The sequence below is a fragment of the Catenulispora sp. GAS73 genome (assembly GCF_041262085.1).
GTDB lineage: Bacteria > Actinomycetota > Actinomycetes > Streptomycetales > Catenulisporaceae > Catenulispora.
On the sequence record NZ_JBGCCM010000077.1, the window covers coordinates 1 to 14,081 of the forward strand.

12 protein-coding genes are annotated in these 14,081 nt (G+C 64.4%); 2 read left to right on the forward strand and 10 right to left on the reverse strand.

Annotated features, from left to right (window positions below):
• Window positions 1–53: 53 nt before the first annotated feature.
• The 3 genes from ABH935_RS50220 to ABH935_RS50230 form a co-directional block, all read right to left on the reverse strand.
• On the reverse strand, window positions 54–248 hold the full coding sequence (locus tag ABH935_RS50220; protein WP_370385120.1) for a hypothetical protein: 195 nt from the start codon (window positions 246–248) through the stop codon (window positions 54–56).
• Window positions 249–294: 46 nt separating this feature from the next.
• A complete protein-coding gene (locus ABH935_RS50225) occupies window positions 295–1,302 on the reverse strand; it encodes a LacI family DNA-binding transcriptional regulator (protein WP_370385121.1) in 1,008 nt (335 codons plus the stop codon).
• Between the two features lie 93 nt (window positions 1,303–1,395).
• The gene (locus tag ABH935_RS50230; protein ID WP_370385122.1) at window positions 1,396–4,620 is read right to left on the reverse strand and encodes a discoidin domain-containing protein; all 3,225 of its coding nucleotides are present in this window, start codon (window positions 4,618–4,620) and stop codon (window positions 1,396–1,398) included.
• A gap of 198 nt (window positions 4,621–4,818) precedes the next feature.
• On the opposite strand from ABH935_RS50230, the gene ABH935_RS50235 reads away from it, so the two are divergent.
• On the forward strand, window positions 4,819–5,574 hold the full coding sequence (locus ABH935_RS50235) for a sugar isomerase domain-containing protein (protein WP_370385130.1): 756 nt from the start codon (window positions 4,819–4,821) through the stop codon (window positions 5,572–5,574).
• A gap of 4 nt (window positions 5,575–5,578) precedes the next feature.
• A complete protein-coding gene (locus ABH935_RS50240; RefSeq protein WP_370385123.1) occupies window positions 5,579–5,839 on the forward strand; it encodes a hypothetical protein in 261 nt (86 codons plus the stop codon).
• Here ABH935_RS50240 and ABH935_RS50245 read toward each other — a convergent pair.
• The 7 genes from ABH935_RS50245 to ABH935_RS50275 all read right to left on the reverse strand — a co-directional run bounded on the left by ABH935_RS50245 (window position 5,832) and on the right by ABH935_RS50275 (window position 13,816).
• Window positions 5,832–6,776: a carbohydrate ABC transporter permease gene (locus ABH935_RS50245; RefSeq protein WP_370385131.1), complete on the reverse strand. Its 945-nt coding sequence runs from the start codon at window positions 6,774–6,776 to the stop codon at window positions 5,832–5,834. The genes ABH935_RS50240 and ABH935_RS50245 overlap by 8 nt on opposite strands.
• A 32-nt stretch (window positions 6,777–6,808) precedes the next feature.
• Window positions 6,809–7,756 (reverse strand): carbohydrate ABC transporter permease, encoded by a 948-nt coding sequence (locus ABH935_RS50250; RefSeq protein ID WP_370385124.1) that lies wholly within the window; start codon window positions 7,754–7,756, stop codon window positions 6,809–6,811.
• A 97-nt stretch (window positions 7,757–7,853) separates the two neighbouring features.
• Window positions 7,854–9,254: an N-acetylglucosamine/diacetylchitobiose ABC transporter substrate-binding protein gene (gene ngcE / locus ABH935_RS50255; protein ID WP_370385125.1), complete on the reverse strand. Its 1,401-nt coding sequence runs from the start codon at window positions 9,252–9,254 to the stop codon at window positions 7,854–7,856.
• A 112-nt stretch (window positions 9,255–9,366) separates the two neighbouring features.
• Window positions 9,367–10,386, reverse strand: coding sequence for an N-acetylglucosamine kinase (locus ABH935_RS50260; RefSeq protein WP_370385126.1), 1,020 nt, complete (start codon window positions 10,384–10,386; stop codon window positions 9,367–9,369).
• 936 nt (window positions 10,387–11,322) lie between these two features.
• Window positions 11,323–12,132, reverse strand: coding sequence for a maleylpyruvate isomerase family mycothiol-dependent enzyme (locus tag ABH935_RS50265; protein ID WP_370385127.1), 810 nt, complete (start codon window positions 12,130–12,132; stop codon window positions 11,323–11,325).
• An 84-nt stretch (window positions 12,133–12,216) separates the two neighbouring features.
• Window positions 12,217–12,627, reverse strand: coding sequence for a transposase (locus tag ABH935_RS50270; RefSeq protein WP_370385128.1), 411 nt, complete (start codon window positions 12,625–12,627; stop codon window positions 12,217–12,219).
• A 379-nt stretch (window positions 12,628–13,006) separates the two neighbouring features.
• A complete protein-coding gene (locus ABH935_RS50275; protein WP_370385129.1) occupies window positions 13,007–13,816 on the reverse strand; it encodes a hypothetical protein in 810 nt (269 codons plus the stop codon).
• Window positions 13,817–14,081 lie beyond the last annotated feature (265 nt).

Below are 14,081 nucleotides of genomic sequence, written 5' to 3' on the forward strand. Positions count from 1 at the left end.
ACCCGCCGCTACATCATCTGGCGGAACCGGCACGCAGACGACCTCCGCCCACGTCAGATCGTCACCAGGGCGAGCGTTGCCTGATACGGCACTAGCAGCAGCTCACCGCTGAGATCGCGGAGGCCGACGCCGAACCGGGTCCGCTTATCACCGCCGCCGCGCCGGAGTTGAACGCCCTGCCCGGCGTGGGACCCGAGACCGCCGGCCAGTTCCTCATCACCGCTGGCAAAGGCGAGCTCGACCTCCATCGCCAGCAAGAATCTCATGCGTCGCACCGGTTCCTCCTGATGAGGATCAGTTTCCAGCACGTCCTATGCTCGACCTGCGAACGACCATTTCGGGCTGGAAGACGATGGCCTGGTGCACGTGCTGCGATGCCGCCGAGCTCGTCTCCTCGATCAGGAGCTCGGCCGCGGTCTGGCCGATTCGCGCCGCGGGCTGCCGAATAGAACTCAGCGGGATGGCCGCAGCCGCCGCGAACTCGATGTCGTCGTAGCCGACGATCGCCATCTCCTCCGGCACCCGGACCCCGGCTGCGAACAGCGTCTGCAGCACGCCGAGCGCAAGCAGGTCGTTGGCACAAAAGACTGCGGTAGGCCGCCCGGGCAGCCCCAGCACCCGACCCGCCGCGTCCCGGCCCGCCTCGATGTCGAGGCGAGCGCCTTCAATGACCCGGACGTCGCCGGCCGCCAGACCGGCCTCCCCGGCGGCCTTGCGCGCCCCGGCCAAACGGTCGCGGCACTGTGGAAGGTCAAGAGGCCCACTGACGAACGCGATTCGGCGATGCCCCGACGCCGCAAGGTGCCCTACCGCCATGGCCCCACCGGCCACGTCGTCCACCAGGACCCGGCACGCTTCGCGGCCCGGTACGGTTCGGTCCACCAGGACATACGGGATTTCGCTCCGTGCGAACGCCGCCAGCGTCCCTCCGGTGGCATCCACTGACGTAACCAGCACGCCACGAACGCGTTGCGCTGCGAACAGGCCGAGATAGTTCGCCTCTTCGGCGGCGCTGTGCGCGCTGTTGCAGGTGACGACGCCGAGGCCGGCCGCCCGCGCCGCCCCCTCCGCGCCGCGCATGACCTCGACGAAGAACGGGTTCGCCAGGTCAAGGACGAGCAGCGCCAGCGCGTCGCTGCGGCGGGTCCGCAGCAGACGCGCTGACTCTCTCCGGACGAAACCGACCTCGGCGATAGCGGCCACGACCCTCGCCCGCGTGGCGGGTGAGACGAGGTCAGGGCGGTTGACGACGTTGGACACTGTGCCAATCGACACCCCGGCGCGCTCGGCGACGTCCTTCATCCCGGAGCTATTCAATACTGCTCGCCTCTCTTGCGCTCCTCACTTGCACTTCGCGAGCATAAGGCGCGTCCTACCGAAATCGCCCGAAACATCTTACTTGATGGCAATTCCAGCGAACTGCATGTGATACATCCCGAACACGTCGGCCGTCAGGGTAGTGCCGGTGACACGGACGTAGCGGGCGGTAGTAGGAGCGAAGCCGAAGGATTGCCCGCCGGCACCAGGGCGCGGGTAGTTGCTCTGGGTTGAAACCGACGTCCAGTTCGTGCCGTCCGATGAGGTCTGGATGACGAATGCAGACGGGAAGCCCTGCCCGGTGTTGGCACCATCGTCCCGCGGGAAGAGCGTCACCTGGCTGATCAGGGAGGGGCCGCCGAGGTCGACCTGCGCCCACTGGCTCTGCTGCGCCGACGCCGAGCCGGCGCTGCTCCAGCCCATCGAGTTCCCCAAATCGGAGTGGTGCACTCCATTAGTGAGGTCCGCGAGTAGCCAGCCGCTGGAGGTGTCCTCCACCGAGCTCGATGCGGCTACCGGACGGCCCAGCGCCAGATCGCCGCCGAGCGCCTCGATCTCGCCGAACTGCATGTGATACTCACCGAGCGAATCAGTGCTCAGATTTGTCCCCGTCACCCTGACGTACCGGGCGTCGATGGTCGTGAACGGGAAGGTCTGCGCGGAATCGCCCGGGCGCGGATATCCGGTCTGGGTGCTGACGGTCGTCCATGTAGTGCCGTCGGACGAGACTTGGATCGTGAAGTCGATCGGGAATCCCGAGCCGACGTTGCCTGCGTCATCGCGCGGGTAGAGGTCGATCCGGCTGAGCGGCCGCACTGAGCCGAGGTCCGTCTGGACCCACTCGGTGTGGTTCGTCGTGAAGTTGCTGGCGCTGCTCCAACCGAGCGCTGCGGCTACCGAAGTACGTCGGCCGTCCACAACCGCCCTCGCTGTCCAGCCTCCCGCCTCGTACGAGCTCGAAGCGGTCACCGCCCCGCCCTCGGCCGGGTTCACCGTGGTAGGGGTTACTCGGAAGCTGGAGAAGGCGACGCTGGTTCCGCCGGTAACGACGCCCACGTCGCCTACCGAGAACCCGGAGTCAGTAACGCTTAGCACAGGTGCCAGACCGGTCCCGGAGTACACAGTCAGGGTATTGCCCTGCGCGATGACTCGGAGATGTGTCGTCTGACCCTGTACGTAGCCGGGCACGCTCGCGGAGGCGAGCACGGTCCCACTTCGATAAACGAACAGGTTGCCGTTGTCACGTTGCGCAATGAGGTATCCGGTGTCCATGTCGGTGCCGTTCATGCTGCGCACCATCAGGCCTGCCCAGTTCGCGGTGCCGCCGCTCGCGTTGTCGGCGGTGATGCGCAGGTCGACGCTCGCGGAGAAGTCACCGTAGGCACGGCCCTTGACAAAAGAGGTGATGCCCCAGTTCGCCGAGGAGTCGGACTGCGCGTACTCATCCCCTGAAGTGGACCAGGACCCCTTGGTGTGCGACCACGAGTGGTCGCCGCCGGTGAAGTCGTCCGTGAACGGCAACGACAGGTCGGGAGTGCTGGAGCCGAGCTCGTCCAACAGCTGCTTGTGCCGCTGCTCGACATCGGCGCCAGATGTGTCGTAGGTCGTCGGGTTCGTGATCAGCGTCTCGGCGAGCGTCCGCGCCGCATCAGGCTTCGTCGCATTCAGCTGGTTCAGCAGCTCGTAGTCCTGGAGCCCGGCGGTCTGTGCTTCGCTGCGTAGGCTGTCGTAGACGTCGAACGCAGCCTTATTCGGTCGGACCAACCAATTGTCCCCGGTCTGCAGGTCGTTGAAGGTATCGGCCGGAGTCCATGGTGCAGTGAAACCGTTGAACCAGTAGTTCCATCCCCAGTGCATGTACCCGTCACCGCCGACCTTGTAGTCCAGCCACGGGAGCAACCGCGTCTCATCGAGGTAGGAGCTGATGAAGCGGTTCATATACGGACCCTGTGGCTGAATAGCCGTGTAGAGCCAGAGGTCCTTGCCGCTCATGCGGAAGCTCTGATAGAGCGCGGTGTTCGTGTCGTAGATGAAGGTATCCGGGTTCTGAGTCGTGAGGAACGTGGAGTCGCCAGTGAAAGCCGTGTTCTGCGCCTCGTTGGTGTGGGGGTTTGGGAAGTACTTGTCATAGATGCCGTAGAACCAGTTGGCGGCTGCGGCCTGCTGCGACGTGGCCGGCTCATCCAACCCGCTCATATAGAAATGGTTTGTCCAGCCCTTGGCGTCCAAGTGAGCCTTGAGCGCGGGGAAGAACTGGTTGAGCCAGTTGTTGGTGTCCGGGCAACCGCCGGACGCCGCGCTGTTCGGCAGGCAGAGCACGTGCTTAACTGCACCGCTGACGCCGTTGGCAGGCACGAGGGTGTCCAGCTGCGGATTGCTTTTATCGTCGTTCGGGCCGGGTTCGAGCAGGGTCGGTGTGTAGATGTACTGCATCGCCCCGGAGTTCACGAAGAGCCCGACGAACCGGTCAAAGGTGCTCCAGTCGAACGTGTAGTTACCGGAGGCGTCGACGGTCGAGTTCGGGATGGCCAACGCCTCGGCGTCGGCGTAGACCACGTTGTTGCGATGCCGGGCCATGTTCGCGGCGATGTTCGCCTCGACCTTCCACCAGTTGGCGTCATAGATCTGGACGCCGTACTCGGCAGGGATCGCCTGCTCGGTTCCCGCGTAGTCCCAACCCACGGACGTGAACCAGTTGTTCTGCTTGAAGCTCGACTGGTTTGTCGGCGGGATCGTGACGTTGTATACGGACACCGACACCGGCACGGTGACGGCACCGAGACTGCTGTTGACGGTTGCGCTGCCCGTGTATGTCCCGGGAGCCTGGCCGGCGGGGACATAGACCTGGTAGAAGTACGCGAACGTCGTATTCCCCGGGACCGACTGAGGCGAGTCGTCCATCAGCGCGTCGTAGTAGGCGCTTCCGTTGTCCGGGGGGTTCTGAACGATTCCCGTAATCTTCTTGATGCTCGGGTGGTTGTACTCGTACCGAGCGGTCACGTTGGATGCCGGTATGGTCGCGCCTCCGGGGCCGGCGAGCGCGCCGACGGCAACTGACACGCCGGTCTGCGAGGATCCCGAGCGGAGCAGGATCTGTGCCGCTTCGTAGTCGTTCCGGCCCGCGAATAGGGCTATGGACTGTGGAGGCGAACTCGGCTCCGTGGTCGATGTGAACGGCCGGTCGGTGGCGTCCTGGACCCAGACCGATGGGCTGGAGGCCCATGCGTGGGGCACGGAAAGTGCCGTTAATGAAAGCGCCGCCAAACTGGCGCTCAGCAGGATGCGTAGTGACTTTCGAGCCATGGTGAGCTCCTCAGGGAAGGGCTTCTCCGGTTTTGAAACGTTTCAATTCGCACGGAAATTGAGGCTAGCCATTGCGGCCGAGCCTTGTCAATGCCCAGCGATATGGATCATCAATTGAGCGTGGGACGTTGGCATTTGAGATACGGGCACGACCAAGCGCCCCTTGACCTGTGCTCCGGGGCAGGATTGAATCGTTCCATGAATCCCCTAAGAACAACGTTCCTCAGCGCCGTGCGCTCCGTCACCGATCATGTCGAGACCACACAGATGAATGCCGTGGGAACCGCCGCCGAGCTCGTCGCTGACAGCTTGGCCGCCGGCGGTGTCCTACGGGCGTTCGGCACCGGTCACTCCGAAGCCGTGGCGATGGAGCTGGCAGGGCGTGCAGGCGGCTTCATCTCCAGCGAAAAGCTGGCCCTACGTGACGTCGTGATTTATGGCGGCGAGCCAGTGGACGTGCTGATGGACCTCAAGGCCGAGCGCGATCCGCTGCTCGCGCACCGCGTTTACGCACTCTCGCCGGTCGCAGCCGAGGACATCTTCGTCATCGCATCGAACTCCGGCGGGAACGGCTCGGTCGTCGAGATGGCCGCGCTGGTCAAAGCCAAGGGCCACCGGCTGATCGCCATCACGTCGATGGCTCACACCTCACGTATCACCTCCCGTCACCCGTCCGGCAAGCGGCTGTTCGAACTCGCCGACGTCGTCCTGGACAACGGTGCGCCCTACGGCGACGCGGTACTCGAACTCCCCGGCGGCGCCAGCGCGTGCGGGGTGTCCTCGATCGGCAGCGCACTTCTTGCGCAGTTGGTGGTGGCCGAGACCATCGAGCGGCTGATCGCGCGCGGCATCGAACCCCCGATCTATCTCTCGGCGAACATCGCCGAAGGCGATAAGCACAATGACGCCCTCGAAGCCAAGTACGTCGGACGCATCAGGCGGACCGCGGCCTAGCGGTTTGACTGCCCCGACTCCGCCAGCCGCCTTCTGGACCAGGGCCCTGAGTTCGGTGCTCATCGCGGTCTGCGTCCGCACCCGCCTACACGACGCCTCGGTCCTCGAGTTCGTCAGGGGCACCTTCGATGCGGGGGCGTTCGCAGACCTCATGTTCGGCGTCTGGCTCGTCCCCACCCTAACCGCGATGGTGCGCGGAGCCCGCGGCGCGCTCAGGGTAGTCGCCGCGGGCCCCGCGTTCTGGGACTGCGGGGTCATTACTTGAACGTCCCCGCAGTAAGGCCGGCCTGTACCTGCCGCTGGAACGACAGATACACCACCAAGACCGGGATCATCGCGATGGTCATGCCGGCGAACAGCGCCGGGTAGTCGCCGGAGTAGCCCTGGGCGACGAGGAGATTCACAAGTCCTTGCGAAAGCATCTGATGCGCTTGGGATTGCCCGCGCTGCCGTTGCATGAGCACGACGGGCAGCAAGTACTGGTTCCACTGCCCGAGGACGTTGAAGATGCCGACCGACAACAGTCCCGGCTTCGCCATCGGCACCATGACCTGGAAGAAAGCTCTTGTGTACGATGCTCCGTCAAGCAGCGCCGCCTCGAACACCGCAGTCGGCAGGGTCCGAAAGAACGCGTGCAGAAAGAACACGGTGAACGGCATGGAGAACGCGGCGTACACCAGCACAAGACCCTGGTAAGTGTTGAGCATATGCAGGTTGTTCACCTGGAAGAACAGCGGCACCAGCGCCAGGTACACCGGGAACATCACGCCGGAGACGAAGAGATAGTAGATGAACCTGTTACCACGGAACTCGCAGCGGGCCAATACGTAGGCAGCCATGGAGCCGAATAGCATCGTCAGCGTCACTGAGAACGTCAGCACGATTACCGTGTTCCCGAAATAGCCGCCAATGCCCTTGGTCCACGCGCGGCCGAACGCGTCGAACGACCAGTGCGACGGCCAGGACCAGGCACTGCCACCGATCTCCGAGTCGGTCTTGAACGACCCCAACACCACCCACAGGATCGGCAGGATCACCAGAAGCGCCCAGAGTATGAGGAAGCCGTTGCCAAAGACGTTCAGCACCCGTCCCTGCTGGGCGAACTGGGTCTCACGCCCGCGAGCACCGTGGGGGCCTCGACCCGCCGGCCCTGCGGACCCGGAGATGGCTCCTTCGGTTCTCGCGCTCAAATCAGTGTCCATATCCATGACAGGTGCTTCCGGTCCTTCCGCGCTCAGAACTCGACGCGCTCGCGGCGCGTGACGCGCAGGACGACGAGCGACAGGATCAGGGTGATGAGGAAGATGACTACTCCCATGGCGCAGGCATAGCCGGCTTTCCCGAAGGTTAAGAAATTGCGCATCAGGTAGGTGGCCAGGACCTCGCCATGGTGGTCCGGCCCGCCGCCGTAGGACGTGCCGGGCGTCAGGGTCGAGACGAGTGCGAAGGCGTCCATCGCGGCAATCGCCAGGTAGACCCAGGCGGTCTGGATCGAGTCCCATAGCAGCGGAACCGTCACACGGAAGAAGGTCTCACTGCGACTGGCCCCGTCCAGCAGCGCGGCCTCGAAGTAGTCCCTCGGGATCGACTGCATCGCCGCCGAGAACAACACGAGGTAGAAACCGACCATCGCCCATACCAGGACCGCCATGATGCACCACATCACGGTGCCCGGCGAGTTCAGCCACTCCAGCGGATGGTTCTTGTCGGTAAGGCCGAGCTTGATGGCGATCCCATTGAAGAGGCCCGCGGAGTCGGACCGATAGGCCGCCTGGAACAAGATGATGAGGATGGCGACCGACAACACCTGCGGGAAGAAGAAGACCACACGGTAGAACGCCGAACCCGTGACGCCGCGTACGCCTGCGACTCCACGGCCGCCCCGTCCGACATTGAGCATGAACGCGAAGAACAGCGCCAACAGGATCGTGACGATCGGCAGGAAGACCAGCAGGAGCAGGTTGTGCAGCAGCGCCTGTCGGAAGACATCGTCGCCGAACAGCTTTGTATAGTTCTGCAAGCCGACGATCTTCGACGGCGGGGCCACACCCGACCAGTCGGTCAGCGAGTAGCCGAACGTCTCGGCGTACGGCCACAGGACGAAGGCCGAGTACAGGGTCAACGCCCCCGCGAGGAAGGTGGCTATGAAGAGCCGCTGTCTCGTTCTCTTGCGCAGCCGCATGTTGCGTGCTCCTGATCGGCGCGGAAAGTGTAGTGAGGGGACGCGGGCCAGGTCCCGGCGGCCGCGGACGGCCGCTCGGGCCCTATGACGGAGCGCGTCACGCGCGAGTGAACTTCTGGATCGACGAGTCGGCGGCGCATTTGTCGGCCGCCGCCTGCGCGCGTGTGATGAATTGGTCCGGCTTGATCCGGTTGGCCATCAACTCGCCCATTGCGTTCTCCAGGTCTGTCTCGAACGCGGAGTACCAGTTGACGTAGTTCCAGGTAATGGTCGAGCCGTTCGCCGCCGTAAGCAGGTCGTTGCTGGACTTGGTACCCGGCTTGAGCTTGGCCGCTATCTCCGGTGTGATCGAGTCCTTCACCACCGACAGCGAGTTGGCGTTCTGCGCGAACGACGCGCCGCCGGCCTTTGAGCACATGATGCGCATCAGCTCGAGTCCGCCGGCCTGGTTGGCCGCTTTGGCCGGGACGATGAAAGGCTCGCCTGCGCCGGACCGGATCGAGTTGGCCGGCATCTTGTCGCCGGTCATCGGCGGCATCGCCATGACTGCCATGTCGAAGCCCGCCGGCGTCGCCTTCAGTTGCTCGTTCTCCAACCACGAGCCGCACGGGATGAAGGCTGCCTTGCCCTGGTTCCACGCAGTCTGCGACTCGATGTGGGTCAGGCCCTCGGTGCCCGGAAGCATGTAGCCCTTGTCGACGAGCGCGTAGATCGCGTCGACCGACTGCTTGACGACGTCCGTCTTCCATGCGCCCGGCTGCAGGTTGTCGATGGCCTTCATGGCCTCCTCGCCGCCGGCTTTGGCGACCAGATCCATCAGCGGGACCATCATGTAGTACGGGTACTTGCCCTGGTGGCAGAATGGCGGCATGCCGGTCGCCTTGATGGTCGCGCACAAGGCCATGAACTCATCCCAAGTCTTCGGGACAGTCCAGTTGTTCTTCTGGAACAGGCTCTTGGAGTACCACAGGCCCCAGACCGTGAACGCGTAGTTCAGCGAGAACATGTTCTGGCCGAACTGGCCGATCCCGATCGTCCCCGGCAAGAGCGTGTCCCGCACCTTCTTCGACGCGTCGTCGATCGACGGGGCGTCGAGCAGTTGGTCCAGGTTCGTCAGCTGGCCGTTGGTGTGAAGGACGTCCAGTTTCAGCTGCTTGGCGCCGGAGTCGTCGATGAGGTCCGGCGGGTTGCCGGCGTTGAAGCGCGGCTGGAGGTCGCCGGTGATGTCTTGGGCACCGGTGTGTGTGACCTTCGCGGCTGGGAACTTCGCGGTGTACATCGCCTCGAAGGCCTTTGCGTAATCGTCGCCGTAGCCGCCCTTGAAGACGTAGACGTCGAGCGGGGCATCGGCTTTCACCCCGAACGGGTTGCCAGCGCTCGTGGTGCCGGTCTGCGACTTACTGCTGCCGCCGGCCGCGCAACCGGCCGCGAGGGCCGAGCCCGGGCCGACCATCGCGGCGATCGCGGCGGACCTGACCAGCAGCTGCCGACGGCTCACGTCAGCAGGTATCCCAGAATGTGACACGGTGTCTCCTGATCGGCTAGGTGCGAACGCCGGAGGTGCCCGGCTGATGATGTGGTGGTGTGCTCTGCAAGTGCTTGATGGAGTTTCAGGTCTTACTTGCCTTCGCGGAGTCCGCGAACAACCGCGTACGTGCCTCTGGCAGCGCGCCACCCGGCAGACGTTCGATCGCCAGCCAGGCCGCGCCGGCGGCACCGTCAGTGGCCTGGGATACCGGGGCCTCCGGCCACAGTTCCGCGACACCTCGAAGGACGCCCGTGGCGACCGGGGTGTCCTGTGTGAGGACGCTGCCGCTCAGCACGATCGCTGTGGACTCCCCGGGGCTCCGCACCGAGGAGAGCGTCGCGAGCAGGAGTTCGGCAGCACGCTCAGCGATGCGAAGGGCCACCGGGTCTCCGGCCTCGCAGGCGGTGGTGACCAACGGTGCGAGATCGGCGAGCTCACTCGGGGTACGCGCCGTGACGGCGAGAATGACGTCCAGGGCGCTCGGAGCCGAGTCGGTGCCGAAGAGCGACTCCACGACCAGTTGCGTCAGCGCAGTCACCGGTCCAGGCCCGTCCAGATCGGCGAGAGCGGCGACAGCCGCCTGCCGAGCGAGCCAGAACCCTGATCCACGATCGCCGAGCAACCATCCGTGCCCGTCTCCATGAGCGGTCACACGTCCGCGCCGCACGGCGGCGCTGATCGATCCGGTTCCCGCAAGCAACACCGATCCGTCCTTCGCGGGAGTGCCGGCAGCAAAAGCGACCAAGGCATCGGGAACGTAGGAGACCTGGCAGTCGACACCGACCCGTTCCCACATCCGACCGAACGCGTCGCCCGCCTCCAGAACTGAGGTCAACTTTCCACCGCCGGCCAAGCCGACTGTCACCGCGGCCAGCTGTTCAGGATCCGATCCGTTCATCGCTTCGCCCACGGCGGCCTCGACAGCCGCCGCAGCCACGACGGCGTTGTGCACCGTGGGATTTCCACCGGCGGACCGCCCCGCCCCACGCTGCTGCCCGTCGGACGTGGCCAGCAGAGCACGAGACGTCGTGCCACCGACGTCGAGCCCGAGAACCAACGTTTTGCCGGCCATCGCGCGCACAGCCTCCCCGATTACGGACATTTAAACGATTCAGTGGATGTTGCAACGAACGCAGGACCCTGCGCACCGAGGCGTCCGGCCCAATCGCGTTGGTCATGTGCGACTCTCCTGACACTCGAGATCAACAAGATCGAGTATCCGGACCGTAGCCCTACGCTCTGCCAGACTCCTTCCAGGGCAATTCCAGTGCGGTGCCAGTTCGAATTCGGGGGCAGCAGTCGAGAGCCGTTGGCCGCTGAAGTGCGAAAAGTACGCAGATTTAGAGGTAGCGCACATGGTGATCGCAACGAGCCGCACCCGGCCTGCCAGATGCGTGCCTGCCTGCTGATCCAACCCGAGACCGTCGTGGCAATCCGGAACGGGACGAAGACTCGCATTCGGCGGCGAGTCTCGTCGATGCCAGCCACTCGACTGACGGTGCGAACGTCAAAAGGATGGCATTGAATCCCCGGTGTGCGATCGGCAAAGGGGATCTCGTGGTTGCGGGCGAACCGGAGAGCAGTGCGACCCCTGGTCGCAGGTCCCGACCCTGCCCGGCTCTCAAAGCCGACAGGTCAGTTGTTCATGCTGTCCCAGGACTGCGATCCCGGACGAGCGGTCGTTCCCTCCAGCCGAAGGCATGCGGCGGCTGTCACAGTATGTGCGTATACCGACAAACCGAGCGCGCCGGCCCCCGACGGCAACCAGCCCACCAACCACACCTGCGACGCGTCAGCGATCTACACGATGTGGTCGGTGGACGAGGCCACCGGGACTCGACGAAAAGTCGAGTCCCGTGAAACCGCGTGTCGGGCGCCTTGCTGATCATCTCCTGTTTAGTCAGTTCGCTCGAACACGTTGAAGCTCCGGGACGAACAGGTCCCCGCCGGCGTCCGTTGCTTCTCCGCTGACGGCGTCTCGTACCGGCGTCGTGCCCGAACGTCGTCTTTGCCGTGGTGGTCGACGCCTCGGTGCCCGTCAGTCCGTGACGTGGGCGGTGTTGTCGAGCCAGTGCTGGACGAGGGCGGTGTCGCCGTCGATGCTGACCTTGGTGGCTTCGCGGTCGGCGAGAGGGAGTCGCCGGGTCAAGATCAGCAACAGCGATAGTGCCGGACCTGTCACCGTCACGTCGGCCTGCTGGGCTCCGGGCCGCCACGTAGCCCCGTCAGGCAGCTGTTCGACGAACCAAGCGCCCTCGTCGCCCGCGACGTCGGTGGCCAGCCACTGCAGGCTCTGCCCGGTGCCGCGGATGGCGTGAGCGGACTCAGAGCGCTGCATCTCCCACGTGGGGGAGGTGAGCATCGCGAGGTGATGACTGATGAGCGCGGCTGCGATGTCGGCGTCGACGTCGACGTCGGCCGGTCGGCCAGCCGCGTTGGCCGCGTCAAAGCCGTGGACGACCGCCTCACTGACGAGGCCGACCATCCAGAATCGTGTCCCGCTCCGCTCGTCGGCTGCGGCATTGAACACCGGCGCGTCCAACGCGTCATCGGAGCACGCGCTCGCAGCACGCTGCGCGGACTCCGACAGCCACGCCTGCCACTCGCGGCGGTCGGTGGGGAGTACGGCCAACTCCGTAGGCAGCTGCGTGGGGTCGGTGATGCGCCGCTCGATGATCTCCGCGACCCAGTTCTGGGTCTGGCCCATGTGCTCGACCAACTCAGTGATGGTCCACTTAGGGGTTGTCGGCACGGCGGCGTCAGGTCCGGCCGCGACGGCCGCCTCCGCCAACCGTCGGCTGTGTTCGATGATCGTTTGCCGGGCGAGCTCCGGGTTCAGCTCGGTCATTGGATTGTCCTTTCCGTAGGTGCGTTGTGCTAGGTATGACGGGGCGCGCCGATCAAACTCATCGGTCACCGGTTGATCGGCATGTCAGGCGGGTTGCTGGTGACCTCCCGATCCGTCAGGTCGCTCGAGGAATCGGCACCGCTCGAACTCCCCGCCGGCGCGGATCCGGACAACCAAACGCGGCGCGTTGACCGTTCGCCGGCGGGCCTGGACTGACTCGATCAGCTTGAACGCCATCGCGATACTGACGGCCGGTGGACAGGGCCCCTTGGTGACTCGCTGCCGGTGCTTGCCGGTGGCGAAGGTGGACTCGACGGGGTTGCCGGTGCGCAAGCGGATCCAATACTCGGTTGGGTAGTCGTAGAGCGCCAGTAGCTGGTCGAAGCCATCAGCGATCTTGGTGGCCGTCTTAGGCCATTTGGCGGTGCATTCGCTGGCGAACGCGTGCGCGGTACCTACGGCGTACTCGCGGTCCTTGGCGTTCCAGATCTCCATGATCACGTCCTTCGCGCCGGGCTAGGCGCCCTGGGCAGACGTTGAGGACATTGGCAACCTTGCAGAGCCAACACCGCTGTTTGCAGTCTGCGGGAATACCTCGCTGACTGCGGCCGGGACCCCGAGCGCGTCGACTTCGTCGTGGACCAGGCGGGCCTTGAGGTGAATCCCGTGACCCACACGTAGAGGTAGTCTGCACCGCCATCGAGCCCTGGTTGAACGCAGCAGCCGCCGTCCTGCCAGGCCCGGGTCAGCCGGGTGAACTCCTCCAGCGCCGGGAGCGTGTAACGGGCTCGACCTTGCCCGGATGGTGCGCACGCTTCACGTCACCCCACGGGGGGCCACCTACAGTTCCGATCATTTGCTCCAGGTCTCGCGACTATAGAACGAGGTAGGAGCCCCAGTTCCACGTACCGGTAGGAATCCTCAAGGACATGACTCCCAGATATGCCGTACCGACTCCACCCTTCAAAGATGAATTGTAAATGTAGTACCCGTTTTCAGGGAGCAGGCAATCCTGCCAGAAATACCAGCCCGTCGCCAAGTAGATCGATCGCGGATTCGCCACATTGAAGAACCCATCCACGTTCCACTGATAGTTGTTTCCATCCAGCCAAATTTCGCGACTGTGGCACGACTCAGCCCACGTGTCACTCGGGTTGCCCGCGAGATACACGCTCGAGTTGTTAGTCGCGCCAGGAGCCTCTTCGATCCTTACCGCCGCCCCGCCCGGCCCCGAATCATTCATCGTGCCGTAGATGAAGAAATGCCATGAGGTCGAGAAGGTACCGGTGATCCAACGGTTGATCGGCGTATCCGAACTGCTGAAGGGCGGCACATCGACCAGCTGCACGTCGAACTGGCCGCCAGCGTCGAGGAAAGTCGATGCGGCGTAAAAGTGAACCCAGTTGGATCCATCGTTTTGAACGCGCGCATCAGCAAGGTAGGCGTTCGGACTGTACCACTTGCCGGTGATATTCATAATCACCGTGCCGTCCGGTAGCCCAGCGCTGGAACTGATGTCGACCACCACCGTCTGCGCAGAACCGGAAGGGACGTCCTCCACGTATGTCGCCAGTGCCGCAGCGGGACCGGCGGAGATGGCCACGCCCGCTAAGACAACCGCGCTCAGGCACACGATCACCGAGATAAGCCTCTTGAAAAGCATGTAGATATCCCCTCTCGTCATGTTGGAAGTGTGCGCCACAAACGTGGCAAAGATTGTCCGTCCGCGATCAGCGTCTGCCCGACCCTTGGCTCACCAAGAGGCGTCGCAATGAGGTGGCCGACACCGACTCGCCGCTGTGACGGTACACATAGCCACTGCCATAGCGATGCCACAAACCTTCCAACGCGCAGCTAGTGCCGTATCAGGCAATGTTCGCCCCGTCGGTGTGGTGAGTGCCGCCGACGGGGCGGGTGTATCAGACTTGGCAGATGGCTGAGCGGGTGCA